The following is a 23,745-nucleotide window of genomic DNA, read 5'->3' on the forward strand; positions in this document are numbered from 1 at the left end:
ACAGCGGCCCGGCTTTTTTATTGTCCAGGCTCCAGTTGCCCCAGCGACCGCAAATCTTCGTCACTGACTGCATTGACTTTTAGAGCATTAACTCTAAAAATCACAGGTATCAACAACAGACTATGGACGACGGCCATGTTGCTCAAACGTATCCAGCCGATGATGTTCCAGGCGCGCCGACTCTACGTGGACATAATGTTCCAGGTGATGGGGCGGGCCTTGCAGGCAGTCAGTGAAGTGGACGAAACCGTGCAGAATGAAGCGCGGGCGCTTCCGAAAGGTCTGCTTTTCGAAATGATGGTCATGCCCGAGGGCCCCCGCCTGATTGTGGAGCACACCGGAGACGGTCATTTTCATTACCACAGCCAATCCGCGCCGCGGCCGGTGGACCTGTCCATCCAATTCAAGCACATCGCCCATGCCTTCCTCGTGCTGTCCTTCCAGGAAAAGACCTCTGAGGCATTTGCCAATGACCGGATGCTGGTGGACGGTGACGTCAGCTATGCGGTGCGTATGACCCGTGTGCTGAACCGGCTGGAGACCTTCATCCTGCCCAAACTGGTTGCACAGCGGGCGGTGAAGGAGTACCCGGCCAATCTGCATCTACCGGAAAAGCTGATCAGTGCCGCCAGGATCTACCTGAAGGTTGCCACCAATTTTGTCGAGACAGTGAGACCCTAAATGAGCCAAAAATATTACGAGTTCTTCTGCCCGGTCAAAGTCATTGCCGGCAAGGCTGCCCTTGAGCATATTCCTTATGAACTGACCGGCCTGGCGGCCAAGCGGCCCATGATCGTCACCGACAAGGGCGTGCGCGCGGCCGGCCTGCTGGACCCGGTGATTGCTGCCTGTGAAGAGAGCGGGCTGGAGATCGTCAGCATCTATGATGACGTGCCGCCGGACTCCTCCACTTCCGTCGTCCGTGATATCGCCGGTATTTACCGGCAGGAAAAGTGCGACGCCATCATCGCCGTGGGCGGCGGATCGGCTATCGATACCGGCAAAGCCGTAAACATCCTCGTGTCCGAAGGCGGTGACGACATTGCCAAATACAGCGGCGCCGGCATTCTCAAACACCCGCTCAAGCCGTTCTTTGTGGTTCCGACCACCGCCGGCACCGGCTCCGAGGTCACCGCCGTGGCGGTGATTACCGACGAGAAAAAGGGCGTGAAGCTGCCGTTCACCTCCTCTTTCCTGCTGCCCAATGCCGCCATCATCGACCCACGCATGACCCTGACATTGCCGCCTCACATCACCGCGGCAACCGCCATGGATGCGATGACCCATGCCACCGAGGCGTTCACCTGCATGGCAAAGAATCCGCTCAGTGACGCCTATGCCACGGCCGCCATCAAGAAGATCAGCGGATCACTCCTGAACGTCATGGACAATCCCAAGGATTCCGCGGGTCGATTGGAGCTGGCCCAGGCCTCGACCATGGCGGGCATTGCTTTCTCCAATTCCATGGTTGGGCTGGTGCATTCCCTGGGCCACGCCACAGGGGCGATATGCCACCTGCCCCATGGCCTGTGCATGAGCCTCTACCTGCCCTATGTGCTGGAGTACAACCTGGAATCGATCCGGGAGCCGCTGGGTGAGCTGCTGCTGTATCTTGAGGGCCCGGAAGTCTACTCCGCGACACCGGCCGCCCGCCGTGCGGAAGCCACCATTTCTGCCATCCGCAAGCTGCGGGACCAGCTTTACAAGCGCTGTCAGCTGCCCCGGACCCTGAAGGAAACCGGCAAGGTGCTGGAAAGCCAGCTGGACCATATTGCCGAGATGGCTCTGGACGATGGTTCGATCATGTTCAACCCGAAAGAAGTCACTCTGGAGGATGCCCGGGCGGTGCTGCGCCGGGCCTGGGCTTGAGCAACGGGCCCTCGGGCCCGTTTAATTCATAGTAAAAGAAAGAACCAAACTAATTGAAATCGACCGTCAATATGTTAACAATTACATAGCAAGCTGGCAGAGAGGTAGCCGGATTAACCTGAAAAACGTTCACGACGCCATCAGAGTTCGAAAATGAATGACCGAAAGCCCTCCCTCCTGGCCCTGTCCTTCCTGTGTCTTCTGTCCTCAGCCCTGCTTTTTCCCATCAAAGCCAGCGAAGCCTCCGAAAAACAGACAGTACGTTTCAACGTATCACCGGACGGGTATCCGCCCTACCTCATCGTTGAGAACCAGACGCCGTCGGGCATCATGTGGGATGTCATGTCCCTGATTACAGATCGACTCGGATATGAATTGATCGCCGAGAAGGTGCCCCGTAAACGGGTGGATCAGATGCTGCTTGAGGGTTATATCGATGCCACGCCCCGGGCCCGGGAATGGACGGATGAGCCGGAAAAGTTCCTCTTCACCGATCCGGTGGTGGCCATCGAGGAAGTGTTCTTCATCCCGAAGGATTCGGAACTGGTTTACCGAACCCCGGAGGACCTGTTCTCCAAGACCATCGTGACTCACCTGGGCTATATCTACCCAGCGCTGGAACCGCATTTGGAATCGGGCAAGATCCAGCGCTTTGACGTAGCCCGGGATCGGGAGATGTTCCTGTATGTGTTGCACGGAGACCGGTTCGACGCCGCCGTCGCCGATCGCCTGGTTGGCAACTGGTTCCTGAGAAATCAAGGCCTGCGGGACCGCTTTCGTACGTCCGCGAAAAGTATCAGCACCTTCGGGTTCAGGATCATGTTGCGCAAGGACTGTCAGGACTTCGCCAACGAATTCAATCGCGAACTGGCCAGGATTCGCGAGAATGGCGAGCTGGACGCCATCCTCGCGAATTACCGATGACCCGGCTCACTCAAGCCGCCGCAATAGCAGCATGGGCGAAACGCTCAGCACCGGCCGCAATTGCCAGCGTCCGAAAATGGAAAGCACGACGGCACTGATCAGAGGGATCGGAATGATGACCCGCCAGTGCCAGCTGAAGCTGCCCTCGAACATTCGGAACTGCAAGGCATAAACCGCTGCCTCGGCGGCAACGACACCCAACAGGCCGGCAAAGCCCCCCAATACCGCAAACTCCAGCATGGTGCTGCGCACCAACAGCGACTGGCGCCCGCCCAGGGTCCTTAGCAGCGCGCCTTCCCGCTGACGGTCCCGAAGCGTGGCACTGACCACGGCTGCCATTACCACCAGCGCAGCAGCCAGAATCAGGGCCAGAATCGCCTCGATGGCCCGGGTCACCTGCTGCACAATTTCCTGTATCCGACTGATGATATGGTCGATCTCCAGCACCGATACGGTCGGGAACTGGCGCGAGAAGGCGTTAAGCGCTGTCTTCTTTTCCGGCGGGAGATAGAAACTGGTGATCCAGGTGGCGGGCAGTCCTTCCAGGCCACCGCCCGGGGGAAAGGCCATGTAGAAGTTGGGCTTCATGCTGTCCCACTGGACGGTACGGATGCTCGTCACGGCCTCGGTCACCTTCTGTGACCCGATGGTGAAGGTTAACTCGTCACCAAGCTGCAGCCCCAGCCGCCCGGCCAGTTCCGCCTCAACCGAGACGCCGCTCAGCTCGCCATCGACAAACCACTTGCCTTCGACGATCTTGTTGTCTTCCGGCAGAGACTCCATCCAGGTCAGGTTCAGTTCCCGGTTCAGGGCGCCAATGTTCTCGTCCTTGCTCACCGCTTCCTTCACCGGCTGGCCGTTCAGCTCGGTAAGCCGTCCCCGGACCATGGGATACAGTTCTTCCAGTGGCTGCCCCTGTTCTTCCCAGAATCCGGCCACTTCATCCACGGTATCCGGCGCGATGTTGATCAGGAAATGGTTGGGCGCATCGTCCGGCAGCTGTGCCTGCCAGTCGTTCAGCAGCGAGGTGCGGACCAGCACCAGGGTGGCCGCCAGCATGAGTGTCATGGCGAAGACGGCGATCTGGGAAAGGCTGGCGTTGCGGTGCCGGTACAAGCCGACCAGAGCCAGGCGCCAGGCATTGCCGCCACCGCGAACCCGGCGCAATACCATCACCATCCCCCACCCGAGTAGCCCCAGGGCCGCAAGTAGCAGCACCAGGCCACCGAGCAGTGACACCACCAGGGCCAGTTCACCGGCGTAGAGCCAGACCAGTCCGAAAATGGCAACAACGGCCACCAGAATATCCGGCCAGGCCTCGCGACCACTCTCTCCGGGTTGACTGCGCAGTACCCGCATGGCCGGCACATTGCGCAGGCGCCGGATCGGCGGGTAGGCGAAGGCGAACAGGGACACCAGCGCGGTCAAAAGCGCGGGGGCGAGTGCGACTGGATCCAGGGAGATGTCCACCGGGCGCTCCAGCACATCACTGAGCATGGACGCCAGCAGCCAGAACAGCGGCAGGGCCACCAGCAGGCCTCCGACGATGCCAGTAATGCCCCACAGTAGCAATCTTCCAAGGTACAGCCGGCCGATGCCGGCGCCATTGAGGCCCAGGGTTTTCAGCAGCGCCACTGTATCCCGCTGGGACAACGCATATTGCCGGCTGGCCACAGCGACCGCCACGGCGGCCAGCAATACCGCCAGACTGCCACCGAGCAGGAGGAAACGCTCGGCTCTCTGCAGGGAGCGGGAGAAGGTCTCACCGTCCCGCACCCCCTCCCATTCATGGCTGGGTTCCAGCCTGGGTTGAAGCCACTCGTAATAACCTTCCAGAGCGGCTTCCTCACCCGCAAACAGATACACGTATTCCACCCGGCTGCCTTCCTGCACCACGCCCGTGGATGACACGTCGTCCTTGTGCATCATCACCCTCGGAGCCAGCGCAGACAGGCGAAAACCGCCGTCAGGCTCCCGGATCAGCAGGCCGGAGACCGTTAGCTGCCGGCTGCCCACTTCCAACGAATCACCGATCTGCAGTTCCAGCAATCGCAGCAATCGGGGATTGATCCAGACCTCTCCGGGCTGGGGACCCGCCTGGACCAACTCCCGGGGGCTATCCGGGCCTGACTGGATTTCGATCTCGCCCCGCAGCGGGTATTCATTGCTGACGGCCTTGACGGACACCAGCTGGAAGCCGCCGCCCCCGAACACCATGGTTGAGAACTCAACCATCTGACCGGTCTCAAGGCTCCGGGCATCGGCTTCCCGCAACCATGAATCCGGGATCGGCCGGCCATTTTCGGCCTCAAGCTGACGATCCGCCGCCAGAAAAGAACTGGCAGATGTGACCAGGGTCCGTTGCAACTGGCTGGCAAACAGAGCAATGGTGGCTATAGTTGCGACCGCAATCACCAGGGCCGCGAGGACGACCCGTACATCCCGTTCGCGCCAGTCGCGGCGCACAGACATGAGTTTCTGTTCAGCCGCCATCAGGATACCGGCTCCCCAAGCTCATTGGGCTCAGTCAGTTGCCCTGCCTCGATATGGAACTGCCTTGAACACCGCGCCGCCAGGTGTTCGTCATGGGTAACCATCACCAGGGTTGTGCCCTGCTCCCGGTTGAGCGCCATCAGCAGGTCCGAGACCGCCTGGCCGGTGCGGTTATCCAGATTGCCGGTGGGCTCATCGGCAAACAGCACCACGGGCTCAGAGGCGAAGGCCCGGGCGATCGCCACCCGTTGCTGCTCTCCGCCGGACAACTGCCGCGGCGTGTGGGTCAGACGCTCACCGAGGCCGACCCGCTCCAACAGCTCCCGGGCGCGCTTCTCCGGATCCTCGATGCCTGCCAGCTCCAGCGGCAGCATGACGTTTTCAAGAGCGGTCAGCGCCGGCAGCAGCTGGAAAGACTGGAACACGAAACCGACCCGGCTGGCCCGCAATTGCGCCCGTTGGTCTTCGCTCAGCCGGCTGATGATGGCGCCGTCGAGTTCCACCAAACCCTCGGTTGGCGTATCCAGCCCCGCGAGCAGACCCAGCAGGGTAGTCTTTCCGGAACCGGACCGGCCGACAATGGCTACTGATTCTCCACGATTGATTTCCAGGTTGACCCCTTGCAAGATCGTCAACGTATCGGTTTCCAGGCGAACCCGATGAGTCAGGTCTTTCGCTCGCAACATCGGTGGCTGGCTTTCAGGCGTCGGATTGGTCATCTGGTTCACGGGTACTCCCGGGTCAATGGTTTAAAACGTTTTATCAAGGTAAACGAATTGTCTATGGATACGCTATTGCTGCGCGCCAGATCAATCCTTCTGGTGCTGTTCACTATCCAGGCCGCTCCGGCACTGGCCAGCCAGAACACCATCCTGATCATGGGTGACAGCCTCAGTGCTGCCTATGGCGTGCCCTCCGAAACCGCCTGGGTCCAGCTGCTGCGCCAGCGCCTGGAGGAGAATGGCCTGAGCCACTGGCAGGTGGTCAATGCCAGTATCAGTGGCGAAACCACCGATGGCGGCGCGAGACGACTGCCGGAGCTGATCGAGAAGCACGGCCCGGAGGTCGTGATCATCGAGCTGGGTGGCAATGACGGGCTACGGGGTTTCCCGCCCAACGTGATCGAATCCAACCTGGCGTCCATGATCGAGAATACCCTGCAGTCCGGCGCGAAGGCATTGCTGGTCGGTATGCAGATGCCGCCCAATTACGGGCCCCGTTACACGCAAATGTTTGCGGAGCTGTACCCGACTCTCTCGGACCGGTACAACACCGAACTGGTTCCCTTCTTCCTGGATGGTATCTACAACCATGAAGAGATGATGCAGCCAGACGGTATTCACCCGGCCGAACAGGCGCAACCGAAGCTTCTGGACAAAGTCTGGCCGGTGCTCGAACCCATGCTGGAGGAGGCGCGTACGGCCGCCACCGGTTCATGACAGGTGGCTGAGGAAGCCCAGGGCACGCCGTTCCGACCAGTAGAATCCGTCCCGGGCGTGCTCAACAAAGCCGACATGCCCGCCCCAACGGGGTGCTTCAAGACGCACATGGCCCCCCAATAGCTTTCGTGACTCCGGGAAGCATTTTGCGGACAGGAACGGGTCATCCGCCGCATTGATCATCAAGGCAGGAACCCGGATATCCCGAAGACGCGGTAAGGCCGAACACTGCGCCCAATAATCCTCGGCATCCCGGAACCCATGGAGGGGCGCGGTATAGCGGTCATCGAATTCCCTGAAATTCCGGATCAGCTCAAACCCTTCTGTATCAATAAGATCCGGGAACCTTCTCGATTTCTCCTGCATTTTTACGTGCAGGTCCCTCAAAAACCTCTGCATGTAGATCCGGCGACTGGGAAGTGCGAGCATCTCCGCGCTGCCGGCCAGGTCGCACGGTACGGAATAGGTCACGGCGCCACAGATTCGACTGTCCACCATCTCACCCTGCTGCCCAAGGTACAGCAGTGTCAGGTTACCGCCCATGCTGAAGCCCGACAGGAACAGGGATTTGTAGTCGCCTGCGAGGGCGTGATTGACCACATGGGTCAGATCCCCGGTGGCGCCACTGTGGTAGAAACGGGGCTGAAGGTTCATCACACCGCCACAAGATCGATAGTTCCAGGCCAGCACGTCCCAACCCTCAGCCAGCAGCGCCCGGGCCAGGCCAAGCACGTAGGGTCTTCGGCTATTTCCTTCCAGACCATGGGAAATGACCGCCAGACGATCACTGCCCTGGCGATACCAGTCCAGTTGCAGCTCGTCTTCATCAAGGGTGGGCAATACCTCCCGGACCGGCTCCTGCATCGGCACGGTCCGGAACAGGGTTGGCCACACCGATTGCACGTGGCCATTCCTCAGCCACACTGGCGGCCGGTACCGTAACGTCTTGCTTCCGTACAATTTTTAACCTTTTAATTCAGGGGGTTGACGACTCAAATCAAAGCGCTTAATATGCGCGCCACTTCGACATTGTTCCCCGATAGCTCAGTTGGTAGAGCAACGGACTGTTAATCCGTTTGTCGCTGGTTCGAGCCCAGCTCGGGGAGCCACTTATTCCGAAAGGCCGCTGATTTCCGATCAGCGGCCTTTTTCATTTCAATACTAGAACACCTCTTCCCGCTGCATGAATTCCGCCAGCACGCGGAACAAGGTGAAGCCATCCTCCGCCCCGATCAGCTCGCGGATTGAGTGCATGCCGAACTGGGGCACCCCGATATCCAGCGTGGTCACGCCGAGGTTCCCGGCGGTCAGCGGCCCGATGGTGCTGCCACAGCCCATATCACTGCGCACCACGAAGGTCTGGTGCGGCAGGCCCAACTCATCGCTAATGTGCCGGTACAGCGCCGCGGACCGGCTGTTGGTCGCATAGCGCTGGTTGTGGTTGACCTTGATCACCGGTCCCTGGTTCAGGATCGGCCCGTGGTTCTCGTCGTGTTTGTCGAGGTAATTCGGATGCACCCCGTGGGCATTGTCCGCGGAGATCATCATGGAATGGGCAATGGCCCGGGCCTTACCAGCACCGCACCAGCGATCCAGCACCGCGGTCAGGAACGGCCCCTGTGCGCCCTCGGCGGACATGCTGCCGACTTCCTCGTGATCATTACACACCAGCAGTGCCGCCTCGTCACCGGAGGTCTGGATCAGGGACTGCAGGCCGATGTAGCAGCTCAGCAGGTTGTCCATCCGGGCAGAGGCGACAAACTCATTCCGAAGCCCCACAAATTCCGCGTCCTGGGCGTCGTAAAAGCTCAGCTCATAGCCAAGAATCTTGCGGGCCTTGATACCACTTTCCGCAGCGACCTGCTGGCTCAGAAGGTCCGCGAAACGGGTGGTGTCGTCCTCCGGCACCTGCATGAGCACCGGCGGAAGATCGGTCTGGGCATTGATAGAGCGGTTGCTATTGGCCTCCCGGTCGAGATGGATCGCGAGGCTCGGAATGAACGCTACCGGCTTGCGGAAATCCACCAGGACATCCTGCACCTCGCCCGCTTCGTCCAGCAGGGTGACGCGGCCAGCCAGGGACAGGTCCCGGTCAAACCACGGATTCAGCAACACGCCACCGTAGACCTCGACGCCAAGCTGGAAATACCCCTTGCGGCGCAGTTCCGGGTTGGGTTTGACCTTCAGGCACGGGCTGTCCGTATGGGCGCCAATCATGCGGATACCGCTGGCGGAAACATCTTTACTGCCGGTTCGGAAGGCCACAATGGAGGAACCGTTGCGGATGACGTAATATCCCCGGTTACGGTCCAGTGACCAGTCATCACGCTCGTCCAGCTGCTCGAATCCGGCGGCATCAAGTCGGCTTTTCATGGTCGACACCGCATGCCACGGAGTCGGTGATCTGTTCAGAAATTCAATCAAATCTTTGTTAAATTCAACGTGTTCCATGATGTTCCCGATTGATTGATAATTGCTTTGTAACAGTATGGCATGAAGCGATAACAGCTCCTACAGGCCATAGTGACATTCCTTATATCCACTCATACGGCGGAGCGGAGACGACCTTGTCCCTACCCAGATTTCTCGATATCGAATACTGCCAGACCGACGACGCCCTGTTCCCGACGGCCATTGCGTGGTCTTTGGCGGATGGGCAAATGAAAGCTGTAGTCATTGCCCCGGATGAGAGCTGGCTGCCTGACGACGGCGATCCGGGAGACACCGATATCCGCTACCTCATGGAACAGGGAGTGCCCCTCATCGAGCTGGTCCGGGAGTTGCACGAGGACCTGCCCGACCAGACCGTGTACGTTGACGGCCTGGATCCGGATGAGGTCCTGGTGGATCTGATTTTCAGCGCCGTAGGCCACGAACCACCCTTCGAGATTGCGCCGATCAGTGATCTGATTACCGGCCTTGATGTTGAAAGCCTGGAGGATCGTCGACATCAGCTGCTGATCGAGGAAGGGCTGGAGCCACTGCTGCCGGAGAATGGGGTGTATGCGTTACTGCTGCTGGCGCGGGAAGAAGGCTACCTGGACGAAGACTGAGGGCTGGAAAATGAAGATGGGGTCAGATGAAAGCGTTCATCTGACCCCGGAGTTATTGTTGGGGTCTGAAGAAAGCCTTCTTCTGACACCTTTTGAGACCAAACCTCTCCACGCTGGGCAAAGGGAAGTGTGACACGGGTCGACGTAACAAACCGTTACACAAGGCAGAATCGGGCCAACCGCTCACCCGTCAGGAAGCCCCATAATAATGAAAAAGGCTGTACCCACCACCCTTCGATCCGCCCTGGCACCGTTCCACCTCTGCGTCCTCCTGGCCTCTCAACAGGCACTCGGCCAGGAAACCACCCCGCGGGCCGACAAACACTATATTGGCCTGATGGCCACCGCCATCAATCATCGCACTATCGGATCCGCTGCCGAGCGCGCCTGGGGCAGCGCCGCCACCCTGGTGGTTGGCGGTCACATCACCGACCTGTTCCATGCGGAGTTACGCGCCGGTGGGGGCTACAAGGATGCCGAGGTCCCGAACAGCGACCTCACCCTGGCAGTGGACTATTTCGCCAGCTGGTACATTGGGATGCACTACCCGCTCGGCAAATATGCCAATATCTATGGCCAGTTCGGCTTTTCCTACATTCATGGCGAAGCCATCCTCGAAAACCCGGATGCCGACCGTAACGTTTTCTATCGCAATTTTGGCGAGGAATTCCCGGACAGCAGTTTCAGCGCCAGCTGGGTGGCTGGCCTGGATTTCGAGGTCATGGAGGACACCTTCCTGGTGTTCGAGGGCGGAAAACTGTTCGAAGACACCGGCAGTGAAGTGAACAGTTTCCAGTTCTCAGGCGGCTTGCGGTACGAATTCTAGACCTTGTGCCTGATGTGCCAGCAGCGGTGAATCCTCGGATTGCGCTGGAAGTCCTTGTCCAGGGTGCTGCGGGACACTTCCTCCACGGCAAACTCCTCCTCCAGGGCCTCATCCAGCCGGAACCTGCGAAAGTTGTTAGAGAAGATCAGCAAACCATCTGAGGTCAGCCGTGCCATTGCCTGGCGGATCAGTATGGCGTGATCCCGCTGAATATCCAGCACCCCGGCCATGCGGGCCGAATTGGAGAACGTAGGCGGATCCATGAAGATCAGGTCAAAACGCTGGTCCGGTGCCGGCTTTGCCGCCAGCCAGGCCTGGCAGTCGGCCTGCTCTACCACATGTTTTCGCGGGTCAGCATCGTTGAGCGCCAGGTTTTCCCGGGCCCAGTTCACGTAGGTCTTTGACATGTCCAGGCTCAGGGAGCGACTGGCACCACCCACCGCTGCATGCACGGATGCTGCACCGGTGTAACAGAACAGGTTCAGGAAACGCTGGCCCCGGGCGCGCTGCTGGATCCAGTGCCGCACCGGCCGATGATCAAGAAACAACCCTGTATCCAGGTAATCCTTCAGGTTTACCTTCAACCGGCAGCCGTGCTCGTGCACAGTAAAGAACTCGCCACTGGCCGCCTGCTTCTCGTACTGCCGGGTGCCGGCCTGACGCTGGCGCTGTTTGCACACCAGATCCGAGCGTTCGATCCCCAGTACGTCGGGAATCACTGCCAGAGCTTCGGCCAGACGTTCCCGGGCTGCGCGCTCATCGACAGACTTGGGCGCGGCATATTCCTGCACGTGCACCTGCCCCTCGTAGATATCGATGGCCAGGGCATATTCCGGCATATCCGCATCGTACAACCGGTAGCAACCGATGCCCTGTTTCCGGGCCCATTGGCCGATGGTTTTCAGATTCTTTTTCAGGCGGTTACTCAGCATGGCCGCCCGCTCTTCGTTGGCGATGCGCGGGCGGACTTCCCCGGGAACATCCGGCTCCCGCGGAGTCATGGCATTCTCCTCGGCCACCTCGAACAACAACAGCTGGGCGGGCAGTTTGCCGTTAAACAGTTTGTACTGTTTGAAACTGCGCAGACCGATGGATTTACCAAACTCCGGCGCCCCGGTAAACACCCCCAGCCGCCAACCCGGTACGGCCTGTTTCACCACATCACCGAGAGCCTGGTAGAGGCCCGCCAGTTCCTTGCGCTCGCTCAGGCGCTCGCCATAAGGCGGGTTGGTCAGCACAAGACCACGCTCCGACCACTGCCCCTCCAGGCTGAATTCCTGCACCGCCCGCGCTTCCACGTGCACCACGCCCTCCAGGCCGGCACGCTGAATGTTCTTCCAGGCCGTGGCGATAACCCGTGAATCCTGGTCAAATCCGGCTAATCTGGGGATCCTTCCCTGCTTGCCCTCATGGGCGCGCCGCTCCGCTTCCTGCCGGAGCGCGAGCCAGACCTCAGGCTCGTGACCCGGCCACTTCTCGAAACCGAACTGTTCCTGCCCGCGCCCGGGAGCGAGATCCAGGGCCATCATCGCAGCTTCAACCAGCAGCGTCCCGGAGCCACACATAGGGTCCACAAAATCACCCCCCTGCCCGGCAATCTCCGGCCAGCCCGACCGCATCAGCAGCGCTGCCGCCAGATTCTCCTTCAGCGGCGCAATGCCCTTGTCAGTCCGGTAGCCGCGCATGTGCAGGCTATGGCCGCTGAGATCCACACCGATGGAAAGCCGGTTACGATTGAGGCGGGCGGAGATCGTCACGTCCGGGTTCTTGGCATCCACCGCGGGCCGCGCAGCACCCTTGGCGCGGAAGCCATCGACAATGCCATCCTTGACCCGCTGGGCGCCAAACTGGGTATTGCGGATCGCCTGGTTCTGGCCGAGGAAGGTTACCCGGAAGCTGCCTTTTTCAGGGATGTGTTGTGCCCAGTCCACATCAAGCACGCCTTCGTACATGGCGTCCCCGTTACCCGCATCCACCTCGGCGATGTTGAGGATCACGCGGTTGGCCAAGCGCGACCACAGGCACGCCCGGTACCCCGCTTCCAGCTCGCCTTCAACCCACACCCCGGCCGGTGCGTTACGGACCGTCTCCAGGCCGAAGGTCCGAAGCTCATCTCCCAGCAAGTACTCAACACCTTTCGGGCAGGTTACGAAAAAGACACATTTAGACAAAGCGAGCTCCTGGGCAAAAAAACAATCCGGGTAAGTTTCCGTTTTTTGCAGTAATTCCAATTTTCCTGCGTCATTTTTAGTTCATAAAATTATAAAGAAACGGTCACATAGATTAAATAATTAGTGTACACGCGCTCAAGGTTCGTTCTACCTTGTACTTGACGCGTCGTTCCGGAGGCCTGAAAAGCCTCCGTTAACAGGATCCTGACTGCTCTGGTCGAAGCTGGCAATAGGGGGTTGTCCCGGAGGGAAACCCGGACCGCCACGACCACTGCAGACGTGTACACGCTTGTTCTGTTAATCCATTAGTGAGGAACGGCATGAAAAGACAGAAAAGAGACATGTACGCCCGTGCATATAAAAGGGGTTATCTAGCCGGAGTGTCCGGAAAACCGAAAGACAGCTGCCCGATCGAACAACCGGAAGTGCGCCAGGAATGGCTGAATGGGTGGCGCGAAGGTCGCACAGATAACTGGGAGGGCATGACCGGCGTCTCCGGTATTCACAAACTTGCCAATGTCACATCAGCGTGACGGACATTCACCAGCAACCCCGAATCTTGATCTGATCTTTTTCTACACAATTTGACGCAGTACCAAGAGCAACCCAAACGGGGTCTCCCGCCCCGTACCATGCGAAGAAGCGCAACGGGGTTTATTCCCCGCAAGGGCCCGCTAAGCGGGCCCATCCTTTTTCAGCCTCCTGATGTTCCCCGCCGAATGGCCTCCACTGCCTCTTTGATCAACGCCGGCCCCTTATAGATGAAACCCGTGTAGATCTGCACCAGTTTTGCCCCCGCCCTGATCTTCTCCGCGGCACTCTCGCCGTCGGTAATGCCACCAACGCCGATAATGGGCAAACGTTCCCCGAGTTCTGCGTACAGCCCCTGGATAACCCTCAGGGATGCCTCACGGACCGGAGCACCACTGAGGCCACCGGCCTCTTCCGCGTGGCGGTGGCCAGCCACGGCATCGCGACTGATGGTGGTGTTGGTAGCAATGACACCATCAAGGCCGGTGTCCAGCAGGGCGTTGGCAACAAACCGGATGCCGGTGTCGTCCATATCCGGGGCAATCTTTACCGCAATGGGAACGTACTTTCCCGTCTCCTGCTCACAACGGTTCTGCTCGTCCTTGATAGCCTCCAGCAGGCCTTTCAGGGAATCTCCGAACTGCAGGTCACGGAGCCCCGGGGTATTCGGCGAGGACACATTTACCGTAATGTAGTCAGCGCGGGAATATACCGCCGCGATTCCCTTGCGATAGTCAGCCCCGGACTCCTCGTTCGGAGTGTCCTTGTTCTTGCCGACATTGATCCCGAGGATGCCGCGGTAATGCCGGTGATCCACCCGCTCTATCAGGTGGTCCAGGCCCTCGTTGTTGAAGCCCATGCGATTGATGATGGCTTGGTGCTCGGGCAGACGGAACATCCGGGGCCTGGGATTACCCGGCTGAGCCCGCGGCGTGACCGTCCCCACCTCGATGAATCCGAAGCCCAGAGCGCCCAGGGCGTCCAGATGATCGGCATTCTTGTCCAGGCCCGCCGCCAGTCCCACGGGGTTGCGAAAATCCAGACCCATAACATTGACTGGCAATGCATCTATTTTTGGCGAAAAAGCGCCCAACAGTCCCAGCTTCTGGGCGACATCAAGGCTGCCCAACGCCATATTGTGGGCCTGCTCGGGTGGAAAACGGAATAACAGATTGCGAATAACGCCGTACATCAGATAACTCCCTGAATGTCAGTGGGCGGGAGTATACCGGAAGTTTTCCACAGCATCCTGTCTGCCTGCGCAATCGCCTGTAACTGCTTGTCTTTGTAACACCTCGTGAGCTTTTCCACGGAATCTGTGGATAACCCTGTTGAAAATCACGGGGCAAACTTTCAGACCCCTTGATAACTGCGCCAGCCTACAAATTGATCATTTTTTAACCAGTTTATTTTTTCCTATTTTTCAGATAGTTACAACTTCGATGGCTTGCATGGCTACATATAGTCAAGGTTCTTTACACCGTCACCGGAATGCAACCATGTGCATAAATTGCGGGACCGGGAGGGTGACATCCGTCACCACGGGAACGGTGATTAACGTTATACTTTCCCGAACACTCAGCCGACGGAGCCATTCCTAATGCAAGACCCCGTTTCCACGACATCCAGTACCCAGGATGCCCTGAACAAGGAAATGAAATCGGCCTCGCGGGTCACCATAATCGGAATGATTCTTGATGCGATACTGGGTGTAATAAAAGTCATCGGTGGTGCACTTTTCAACTCCCAGGCGCTGTTTGTTGACGGCATCCATTCCTTTACGGACGTCGCCTCTGACCTGGTGGTGCTCGGGGTCATGCGCATCTCCCGGCAGGAGCCCGACGAAGACCATCCTTACGGCCACCAGCGCATCGAAACCTTCGGCACACTACTGCTCGGCAGTATTCTCATAGCCGTTGGCGCCGCCCTGGCGTGGGAAAATATCCTGCGTCTCATCGAGGGCGGAATCAGTCAGGTGCCCGGCTGGCCGGTTCTGGTGGCAGCCGCGCTTTCCGTCGCTGGCAAGGAGTGGATTTATCACTATACCCGCCGAGTCGGTCAGGCGATCCGGTCGGACCTGATCATTGCCAATGCCTGGCACAGTCGCACCGATGCCTTTTCGTCCATTGTGGTCCTGCTATCTACCGTCGGAGCCATGATGGGTTGGGAGTGGCTCGACGTACTGGCGGCTGTGGTCATCGCGCTGATCATCATTCACATCGGCTGGAAATTCACCTGGGACAGCGTCAAGGAACTGGTGGATACAGGGCTTTCCCAGGAGGATACGCAAAAGCTGAAAGCCATTGCCCGGGAAACCGACGGCGTACGCAATGTCCACGAGCTACGCAGCAGGCGCATGGGGCATGACATCCTGCTGGATGTTCACCTGCTAGTGCGTCCGGACATCAGCGTCTCAGAGGGCCACCAGATCGGCATGCAGGTGGTGACAGGCATGCGGGAGGAACTCGACAACATCCGCGATATCAATTTCCACATCGACGCAGAGAACGACGAGGAGCAGACGCCGACCTCTGGGCGCCTGCCTTCTCGAAAGGAAATTCGCCAAACGCTGTATGAAACCACTGGGGAACTACCGACCCACAGCCGGCTCCGACTCCACTACCTGAAAAACAAGGTACACCTGGAACTGTTCTTCGATGCCCCGGACAAGTCTGGCGACATCACCAGCGAGCAGGTCCGCAAGGCCCTGGAGCACTATCCATGGTTCGGCAGCGTGAGGATCTGGCTGGGCGAGCCGTAACAGCCGGCCTGGCCGATCAGCCCCGGCGCTTGGCCTCCATCCGGGAGAGAAATTCCTGCATGATCAGGGTGTAGAGCTCTCCACCGAGGAACTTGTCCTCGACACCGGAATCGACACTGGGGTTGTCATTCACCTCGATAACAGCCACCCGGTTGCCCGACTGCTTGATATCGACCCCATAGAGGCCGTTACCAATCAGCCGGGTGGAATTCAATGACGCCTGGATCACGCCTCTGGGCACCTCGTAGGTGGGCAGGGTCTCGAAGTCACCACTCTCCACCTTGGAGTCACCGTGCTGGTAGATCTGCCAATGTCCCTTGACCATCATGTACTTGCAGGCATAGATCGCACGCCCGCCCAATACTCCGATCCGCCAGTCATAGTCCGTGTACAGGTATTCCTGGGCCAACACCAGGGCTGACTGCCGGAACAGTTCCCGAAGACCCGCCCGCAGTTCCTTTTCATCCCGAGCCTTGGTCACCCCTCGAGAGAAAGCTCCGTCCGGAATCTTGATGACCACCGGAAAGCCCAGGGCATCGATTACCTGCTCCACTGCATCTTTCTGGTCCCGGGACAGGATCAGCGTCTTGGGTGTCGGCACCTTGTTGTTCCTGAGCAGGTCCGCCAGGAACACTTTGTTGGTGCAGCGAAGGATGGAAACGGGGTCATCAATGACCACCATTCCCTCTGCCTCCGCCTTGCGGGCAAACCGGTAGGTGTGATGGTCAATAGCGGTAGTCTCCCGGATGAACAGGCCATCGTATTCCGGCAGCCGCATGTAGTCCCGACGGGTAATCCGCTCCACATTGATGCCCAGTTTTCGGCCTGCTTTCTCGAAACGCTTGAGCGCGGCCTCATCGCTTGGTGGCATCGCTTCTTCCGGGTTCACCAGCATGGCCAGATCGAAGCGGTAGCGGCGGCGGGTTCGGGGCTTGCGCCAGACCATGGTGCTGAAGCGGTCCAGCGCGGCCGCAAACAGATCCTGCTCTTGCTCAGATAGGTCCGCCGGCGCTGCGGGCCGCATGGACGCAATCTGCCATTTCTTGCGGCGCTTGAAGACGATCTCCAGGATGGGACACGGAAAACTCTCGAACAGTGCCCGGGCAACCGGCTTCAGGTCAGGATGCTCGGCCTGGCCAAAGTAGGTGCGGATCCTGACTTCGTGGGTCGCGTCCTTCTCCTGACCAGCGGGCTCGATTTCGGAGCCTGCCGCGTCCAGCCAGCTGAGCACACTGGGGTCCAGCTCTTCCAGCTCCAGCGAGAACAGGCCCTTGCGGCTGAGGTCGTTCAGGGTCATTACCGACGGCACCACGTGGTGGCCACGGGCTTCAGCCAGCAGCGAGCAGTAATAGCCCTTGCTCAGGTATTTCGCGCTTTGGCAGAGGTTGATGACCCGCACCCGCCCGGTGGATGGTGAGGAATACTGCAGGTACTGGTCAAAGGTCAGCACATCTTCGCTGGGGTAGTACGGCGCCCAGTCTTTGGCGCGATCGACAACAATGAGCAAACGGGACATCTGTGGCATTCCTCCCTGAAGGTTCAGCCGCCTGGATGTGCGCAACGATACGCCCGGCCCCGGTGTTGCACAATCGCCTGAGCGTGCGTGCTTTTACGCATGCAGCAGGGGCTTGCGTACCAGCTACTCTCTACCATAATAGCCGCGAGAGGGAAGCCCGCCAGCATGCCCTTCCCACCGACCAGGGCCAGTAAAACCATGTCTGATGTAACGCTTCGCCACGCCGTCAATACGGACCTGGACAACCTGGTACAGCTGGAGCACCGCTGTTTCAGCGACGACCGGCTTTCCCGGCGGAGTTTCCGCCGTTTCCTGGAAGTACCCCGGGACCGCCTGATTGTGGCCGAGCAGGACGGCAGTCTGGTCGGCTATTGCCTGGTGCTGATGAACGCCGCTACCCGTCTAGCGCGGATCTACTCCATTGCGGTCTCGCCGGCTGTGCGGGGCCGGGGTATCGGTGAACGACTGATCCGCGAGGCCGAGAAAGAAGCGGCCGAGGCCGACCGCATCGTCATGCGCCTGGAAGTGCGTGAGGATAATCCCGGCGCCATCAACCTATACAAGCGCCTGGGCTACCGGCAATTTGGTACCTACCGGGATTACTATGAGGACCACGGCAATGCGCTCAGATTTGAGCGCAGGATCCTGTATTACGAACCAAGCCGGGAGTTTCTGCCGGTTCCCTATTACCCGCAAACCACCGAGTTTACTTGCGGCCCCTCAGCCCTGATCATGGCCCTGGCAGCACTGGAAGAGAACCAGCCGGTCACCACCCTGGAAGAGCTGAAAATCTGGCGCGAGGCCACCACCATCTTCATGCTCGCCGGCCACGGCGGCTGCGGCCCCCACGGCCTGGCCCTGGCCAGCTGGAACCGGGGCTTCGAAGCCAGTGCCTGGATCAGTCAGGAAGGCGCGCTGTTCAAGGACACCGTCCGCAACGAAGACAAGAAGCGAGTGCTGGAGCTGGTGCATGAGGGATTCCTGCACGACATCGGTGCCACCGGCATCGAGCTCCACCACGACCCTTTAACCCTTGAGGGTATGGAGAGCGCCCTGCACGATGGGCGCATCCCGGTCATCCTGATCAGCACCTGGCAACTGAACCGGAGCCGGGTACCGCACTGGGTCACCGTCTGCGCCATCGACGAGGAATTCGTTTACCTGCACGATCCGGAAATCGACGTGCAGGCAGGCGAGACCGTCGCAGACAAACAGTACTTGCCAGTGGACAAACGGGTCTTCACCCAGATGTCCAGCTACGGCCGCAACCAGCCATTGCAGGCGGCGGTGATTGTAGGTCCGAAGAGAACCGGGTAATCAGCCGGTTCGCAGCGCCGCCTCCTTGAGTTCGGAAATCTCGTCCCGCAGGCGCGCGGCGGTCTCGAAATCCAGCTCCGAGGCTGCCTTGTACATTTCGTCCTCCAGGCGCGCCACTTCCTTGAGCACCTCCGCGGGTGACCGGTTGCCGGCCTTCGCCCGATACTGCTCGGCTTCCTCGGCCGCTTTCTGGCCCGGACGCTCAGCCTTGCGACGGCCACGGCCGCCGCCACCGGCCGCACCCTCCATGATATCAGCGATCTTTTTATTCAGACCAGTGGGCGTAATGCCATGCTCTTCGTTGAAGGCCGTCTGTTTTTCCCGGCGACGCTGGGTCTCATCGATGGCCCGCTGCATAGAGCCGGTGATCTTATCGCCGTAGAGTATTGCCTTGCCGTGCACGTTACGGGCAGCCCGGCCAATGGTCTGAATGAGGGAACGTTCACTGCGCAGAAAGCCTTCCTTGTCCGCATCCAGAATCGCCACCAGGGAGACCTCCGGCATGTCCAGACCTTCCCGCAGCAGGTTGATCCCCACCAGCACATCAAACTCGCCGCGGCGCAGGTCCCGGATGATCTCTACCCGCTCCACGGTATCGATATCCGAGTGCAGATACCGGACCTTGATGTCATGTTCCATCAGGAAGTCGGTCAAGTCTTCCGCCATGCGCTTGGTCAGCGTGGTCACCAGAACCCGCTCCTGCACCTTCGCCCGGGCGTGGATCTCGGACAGCAGATCATCCACCTGTGTGGAGGCCGGGCGGACCTCGATTTCCGGATCCAGCAAGCCGGTGGGACGGACCACCTGCTCCACCACCTGGCCTGCGTGCTCGGCCTCGTAATTCCCCGGCGTCGCCGAGACAAAAATCATCTGTGGTGCAATGCGTTCCCATTCCTCAAAGCGCATCGGCCGGTTATCCAGGGCGGAGGGCAACCGGAACCCGTATTCCACCAGTGTTTCCTTTCGGGATCGGTCGCCCTTGTACATGGCGCCGATCTGCGGAATGGTCACGTGGGACTCATCCACCACCAGAAGGGCATTGGGTGGCAGGTAATCAAACAGCGTTGGTGGCGCCTCCCCAGGCCGGCGTCCGGACAGGTACCGGGAATAGTTCTCGATGCCGTTGCAGTAGCCGAGCTCCAGCATCATCTCGATATCATACCTGGTGCGCTCTTCCAGACGCTGCGCTTCCACCAGCCGGTTGTTGTCCCGCAACTGCTGCAAGCGTTCATCCAGCTCCACCTTGATGTGTTCCACTGCATCCAGCACCGTCTGACGCGGAGTGACATAGTGGGACTTCGGATAGATGGTCACTCGGGGCACCCGGCGCAGGACTTCTCCGGTGAGCGGATCGAAATAGCTCAGGTTCTCCACCTCGTCATCAAACAGCTCGATCCGAATGGCCTCCTTCTCCGATTCCGCCGGGAACACGTCGATGACATCACCCCGGACCCGGTAATTGGCCCGATGGAATTCCACGTCATTACGGGTGTATTGAAGCTCGGCCAGCCGACGCAGGATGAAGCGCTGGTCAATCTGGTCGCCCCGGTCAAGGTGCAGCATCATCTTCAGGTAGGACTGGGGATCACCAAGACCGTAGATGGACGATACGGTGGCCACGATGATGGCGTCCGGCCGCTCCAGCAGCGCCTTGGTGGCGGACAGACGCATCTGCTCGATATGCTCGTTGATGGAGGCGTCTTTCTCGATGAAAGTGTCCGAGGACGGCACATAGGCTTCCGGCTGGTAATAGTCGTAATACGAAACGAAGTACTCCACCGCGTTGTCCGGAAAGAACTCGCGGAACTCGCCATAGAGCTGCGCCGCCAGGGTCTTGTTATGGGCCATGATGATAGTGGGCCGCTGCACCTGCTCGATCACATTGGCGACGGTGAAGGTTTTCCCCGAGCCTGTCACCCCGAGCAGGGTCTGGTGCGCCAGACCGGACTGGATGCCATCCACCAGCCCTTCGATCGCCTTGGGCTGATCACCGGCCGGCTGGTAGGGAGAATCGACTCTGAAAGCCCCGCTATGGGATGTACTGGTTTCTTGCTTTGCCATAACTGGCGGATAACCTCCGGATTTGCGCAGCGCCCGCCACAGGCGGACTTATACCCACGAGAAATTTAGCGTTACGCTGGCTTCATGATACCATCAGTGCGACCGACGGCTGGGCGAAATTCAGCCCGCAGTGGCTCCTCCCGGCCGATCGCAGCCCAATAAGACGCAGCTTTAAGGAGCTCAAGTTTGGACCTTCAACTTTCCAGCCGAGTACAGGCTATCAAGCCCTCTCCCACCCTCGCAGTCACCAACAAGGCCGCGGAACTCCGCGCCGCCGGCCAGGACATCATTGGCCTGGGTGCCGGCGAGCCGGACTTCGACACCCCCGAGCACATCAAACAGGCAGCCATTGAAGCCATCAACAACGGCCAGACCAAATACACCGCCGTGGATGGTACGCCGGCCCTGAAGAAAGCGATTATTGCGAAGTTCAAACGGGACAACGGCCTGGAATACGAAGCCAACCAGATATTGGTAAGCAGTGGTGGCAAACAGAGCTTTTTCAACCTGGCACTTGCCACACTGAACAAGGGTGATGAAGCCATCATCCCGGCCCCCTACTGGGTTTCCTACCCGGACATGGTACTGGTTGCCGAAGGCAAACCCGTGATCATCGAGACCAGCGCCGACAACCGCTTCAAGATCACCCCGGAGCAGCTGGAGAACGTCATCACCGAGCGTACCCGCCTGTTCGTCATCAACAGCCCGTCCAACCCGAGTGGCATGGCCTACTCCATGGAAGAGCTGAAGGCGATCGGTGAAGTACTGAAGAAGTACCCGAACATTATGATCGCCACCGACGACATGTACGAGCCGATCCTGTGGACCGGCCAGCCGTTCTGCAACATCGTGAACGCCTGCCCGGAACTTTACGAGCGTACCTTCGTGCTGAACGGTGTCTCCAAGGCCTATTCCATGACCGGCTGGCGTATCGGCTATGCCGCCGGTCCGGCCAAGATCATCGGCGCCATGAAAAAGATCCAGTCCCAGAGCACCTCCAACCCCTGCTCCATCTCCCAGGCCGCCGCTACCGCAGCCCTCGATGGTGATCAGGCGTGCGTGGGCGAGATGGTCAAGGCATTCAAGGAGCGCCACGACTGGCTCGTAGATGCCCTGAACAAACTGCCGGGTGTTGAATGTCTGACTGGCGACGGCACCTTCTACGTGTTCCCGAGCTTCCAGGGCGCCATCGATGCCGATGACAGCGTCAGCACGGACGTGGAGTTCGCCGAGAAGCTGCTGACCGAGGCCGGCGTGGCCATCGTTCCGGGCTCAGCGTTCGGCGCTCCGGGCCACATGCGTCTGAGCTTCGCGACCAGCATGGAGAACCTGCGGAAGGCGGTTGAGCGTTTGCAGAAGGCGCTCGGCTAAAAAGTTTTTGTCAGGGGTTGACGAGGCGGTATCGCCACCTTAATATACGCGCCTCGTCACATGACGACGTTCCCCGATAGCTCAGTTGGTAGAGCAACGGACTGTTAATCCGTTTGTCGCTGGTTCGAGCCCAGCTCGGGGAGCCAATATTTCGAAAGCCCGCTAATTCTCTGAGTTAGCGGGCTTTTTTGTGTTTGTTCGTTTTTCTCTCGAAGCTCTGATTTAAGCTTTGGGTTTGGGCTTTAGTCCTGCCCTAGCCTTCTAGTTGCGGGAGCATGGCGTGGTGGGGCCGGCCTCCCAAAAACCGCTACGAGCACGTCCATGTGCGCTTGTTTCAGGCCATCCTTGGCCTTCAACATTTTTGGGAGGCCGGCCCCACCACGCCATTCGGCAAAAGCAGTTATAGGAAGCACAAAAGATTCCGCGGAATTCAGGCAGATCACTGCGAAACTCTCTCCGGATCAAGACATCCTTTCAATAAATAGCGGACAACTGCGGTGTTGGAACGGGACTGCTGGCAGGGCTTTCCAAAACTGTTGAGGGCCATGGACGGCCCGAAACAAGCGCACATGGACGTGCTCGTAGCGTGTTTTGGAAAGCCCTGCCAGCAGTCCCAGCCCCCATCACTGGAAGGCTGGGGCAGAACTAGAAACCAGGAAAACCCTAGAGCCCAACCACCTCAGAATGGATAGCCTCCAGAGCAGCCAAAGGATCCGGCGCCTGGGTAATCGGACGGCCGATGACGAGGTAATCGGAACCGGCTTTGAGGGCATCCGTGGGGGTCATGATGCGTTGTTGGTCGCCTTTGTCGGCGGTCAGTGGCCGGATACCCGGGGTGATCAGTTTGAAGTCAGTGCCCTGCTCGGCTTTGAGCTTCGGTGCTTCCTGCGCGGAGCAGACGACGCCATCGAGGCCGCAGTTGCGGGTCAGGGTGGCCAGACGTGAGACCTGGGTTTCCGGGGAATCGGTGATCCCGATGCCGGCGAGATCTTCGGCTCCCATGCTGGTGAGAACCGTGACAGCGATCAGCAGGGGCTTGTCGACGCCGAAGGATTCCAGGCGTTCGCGGCAGGCGACCATCATTTTTTCGCCGCCCGAAGCGTGAACGTTCACCATCCAGACGCCCAGATCCGCCGCAGCGGCAACGGCGGCCGAGGTGGTATTCGGGATGTCATGGAATTTCAGGTCCAGGAACACATCGAAGCCCCTGCCCTGCAGCAACTGCACCAGTTGCGGACCGGAGCGGGTGAACAGCTCCTTGCCGACTTTCAGGCGGCATTTGGCCGGGTCGAGCTGGTCGACCAGGGCCAGTGCCGGGTCCTGGGAGGGGAAGTCGAGGGCGACGATGATTTTGGGGTCAGAGGGGTTTTGCACGATTCGGTTCCTGGGGTAAATCTAACGGGTTTATTCGGC

The 23,745-nt window shown here is 59.4% G+C and carries 19 protein-coding genes and 2 tRNA genes; 12 read left to right on the forward strand and 9 right to left on the reverse strand.

The features are described 5' to 3' along the window. Positions 1-135 precede the first annotated feature (135 nt). The 3 genes from R6W86_RS06415 (at position 136) to R6W86_RS06425 (ending at position 2,793) form a co-directional block, all read left to right on the forward strand. Complete coding sequence (locus R6W86_RS06415; protein WP_410328547.1) at positions 136-681, forward strand: hypothetical protein; 546 nt, start codon at positions 136-138, stop codon at positions 679-681. Beyond that, a complete protein-coding gene (locus R6W86_RS06420; protein WP_410328548.1) occupies positions 682-1,869 on the forward strand; it encodes an iron-containing alcohol dehydrogenase in 1,188 nt (395 codons plus the stop codon). A gap of 153 nt (positions 1,870-2,022) precedes the next feature. Further along, the gene (locus R6W86_RS06425) at positions 2,023-2,793 is read left to right on the forward strand and encodes a substrate-binding periplasmic protein (RefSeq protein WP_410328549.1); all 771 of its coding nucleotides are present in this window, start codon (positions 2,023-2,025) and stop codon (positions 2,791-2,793) included. A 6-nt stretch (positions 2,794-2,799) separates the two neighbouring features. Here R6W86_RS06425 and R6W86_RS06430 read toward each other — a convergent pair whose 3' ends face one another. Next, entirely contained in the window at positions 2,800-5,286 is a 2,487-nt protein-coding gene (locus R6W86_RS06430) for an ABC transporter permease (protein WP_410328550.1), read from the reverse strand. Next, the gene (locus R6W86_RS06435) at positions 5,286-6,005 is read right to left on the reverse strand and encodes an ABC transporter ATP-binding protein (RefSeq protein ID WP_410328564.1); all 720 of its coding nucleotides are present in this window, start codon (positions 6,003-6,005) and stop codon (positions 5,286-5,288) included. The genes R6W86_RS06430 and R6W86_RS06435 overlap by 1 nt, the downstream gene beginning before the upstream one ends. Before the next feature lie 63 nt (positions 6,006-6,068). On the opposite strand from R6W86_RS06435, the gene R6W86_RS06440 reads away from it, so the two are divergent. Continuing rightward, a complete protein-coding gene (locus R6W86_RS06440; RefSeq protein WP_410328551.1) occupies positions 6,069-6,725 on the forward strand; it encodes an arylesterase in 657 nt (218 codons plus the stop codon). On the opposite strand, the gene R6W86_RS06445 is transcribed toward R6W86_RS06440, so the two are convergent. Further along, complete coding sequence (locus tag R6W86_RS06445; RefSeq protein WP_410328552.1) at positions 6,720-7,628, reverse strand: YheT family hydrolase; 909 nt, start codon at positions 7,626-7,628, stop codon at positions 6,720-6,722. The genes R6W86_RS06440 and R6W86_RS06445 overlap by 6 nt on opposite strands. 130 nt (positions 7,629-7,758) lie before the next feature. Between R6W86_RS06445 and R6W86_RS06450 the strand changes: the two genes are divergently transcribed. Further along, a tRNA-Asn gene (locus R6W86_RS06450) sits at positions 7,759-7,834 on the forward strand. 52 nt (positions 7,835-7,886) lie between these two features. On the opposite strand, the gene R6W86_RS06455 is transcribed toward R6W86_RS06450, so the two are convergent. Further along, entirely contained in the window at positions 7,887-9,176 is a 1,290-nt protein-coding gene (locus R6W86_RS06455) for a M18 family aminopeptidase (protein WP_410328553.1), read from the reverse strand. Between the two features lie 116 nt (positions 9,177-9,292). Between R6W86_RS06455 and R6W86_RS06460 the strand changes: the two genes are divergently transcribed. Together R6W86_RS06460 and R6W86_RS06465 are read left to right on the forward strand one after the other, a co-directional pair. Beyond that, complete coding sequence (locus R6W86_RS06460) at positions 9,293-9,778, forward strand: hypothetical protein (RefSeq protein WP_410328554.1); 486 nt, start codon at positions 9,293-9,295, stop codon at positions 9,776-9,778. Positions 9,779-9,986: 208 nt separating this feature from the next. Further along, complete coding sequence (locus tag R6W86_RS06465; protein ID WP_410328555.1) at positions 9,987-10,604, forward strand: outer membrane beta-barrel protein; 618 nt, start codon at positions 9,987-9,989, stop codon at positions 10,602-10,604. Here R6W86_RS06465 and rlmKL read toward each other — a convergent pair. Then, positions 10,601-12,775, reverse strand: coding sequence for a bifunctional 23S rRNA (guanine(2069)-N(7))-methyltransferase RlmK/23S rRNA (guanine(2445)-N(2))-methyltransferase RlmL (gene rlmKL / locus R6W86_RS06470; RefSeq protein WP_410328556.1), 2,175 nt, complete (start codon positions 12,773-12,775; stop codon positions 10,601-10,603). The genes R6W86_RS06465 and rlmKL overlap by 4 nt on opposite strands. Before the next feature lie 320 nt (positions 12,776-13,095). On the opposite strand from rlmKL, the gene rmf reads away from it, so the two are divergent. Further along, on the forward strand, positions 13,096-13,308 hold the full coding sequence (rmf, locus tag R6W86_RS06475) for a ribosome modulation factor (protein WP_092002744.1): 213 nt from the start codon (positions 13,096-13,098) through the stop codon (positions 13,306-13,308). 161 nt (positions 13,309-13,469) lie between these two features. Here rmf and R6W86_RS06480 read toward each other — a convergent pair whose 3' ends face one another. Beyond that, positions 13,470-14,498 (reverse strand): quinone-dependent dihydroorotate dehydrogenase, encoded by a 1,029-nt coding sequence (locus tag R6W86_RS06480; RefSeq protein ID WP_410328557.1) that lies wholly within the window; start codon positions 14,496-14,498, stop codon positions 13,470-13,472. Positions 14,499-14,906: 408 nt separating this feature from the next. On the opposite strand from R6W86_RS06480, the gene R6W86_RS06485 reads away from it, so the two are divergent. Continuing rightward, positions 14,907-16,067 carry a cation diffusion facilitator family transporter gene (locus R6W86_RS06485; RefSeq protein ID WP_410328558.1) on the forward strand — a complete coding sequence of 387 codons (1,161 nt, stop codon included), beginning with the start codon at positions 14,907-14,909 and terminating at the stop codon, positions 16,065-16,067. A gap of 16 nt (positions 16,068-16,083) precedes the next feature. Here the strand turns inward: R6W86_RS06485 and R6W86_RS06490 are convergent, their stop codons facing one another. Beyond that, complete coding sequence (locus tag R6W86_RS06490; RefSeq protein WP_410328559.1) at positions 16,084-17,583, reverse strand: RimK family protein; 1,500 nt, start codon at positions 17,581-17,583, stop codon at positions 16,084-16,086. Between the two features lie 198 nt (positions 17,584-17,781). Between R6W86_RS06490 and rimI the strand changes: the two genes are divergently transcribed. Further along, positions 17,782-18,900 (forward strand): ribosomal protein S18-alanine N-acetyltransferase, encoded by a 1,119-nt coding sequence (gene rimI / locus R6W86_RS06495; RefSeq protein WP_410328560.1) that lies wholly within the window; start codon positions 17,782-17,784, stop codon positions 18,898-18,900. Here rimI and uvrB read toward each other — a convergent pair whose 3' ends face one another. Further along, a complete protein-coding gene (gene uvrB, locus R6W86_RS06500; protein WP_410328561.1) occupies positions 18,901-20,961 on the reverse strand; it encodes an excinuclease ABC subunit UvrB in 2,061 nt (686 codons plus the stop codon). A 186-nt stretch (positions 20,962-21,147) separates the two neighbouring features. Between uvrB and R6W86_RS06505 the strand changes: the two genes are divergently transcribed. Together R6W86_RS06505 and R6W86_RS06510 are read left to right on the forward strand one after the other, a co-directional pair. After that, entirely contained in the window at positions 21,148-22,332 is a 1,185-nt protein-coding gene (locus R6W86_RS06505; RefSeq protein WP_410328562.1) for a pyridoxal phosphate-dependent aminotransferase, read from the forward strand. Between the two features lie 70 nt (positions 22,333-22,402). After that, positions 22,403-22,478 (forward strand) — tRNA-Asn (locus R6W86_RS06510). Between the two features lie 517 nt (positions 22,479-22,995). Here the strand turns inward: R6W86_RS06510 and pyrF are convergent. Further along, entirely contained in the window at positions 22,996-23,706 is a 711-nt protein-coding gene (gene pyrF, locus R6W86_RS06515) for an orotidine-5'-phosphate decarboxylase (RefSeq protein WP_410328563.1), read from the reverse strand. Positions 23,707-23,745: the final 39 nt, after the last annotated feature.

It is taken from the genome of Marinobacter sp. (genome assembly GCF_046484525.1).
Classification (GTDB): domain Bacteria; phylum Pseudomonadota; class Gammaproteobacteria; order Pseudomonadales; family Oleiphilaceae; genus Marinobacter.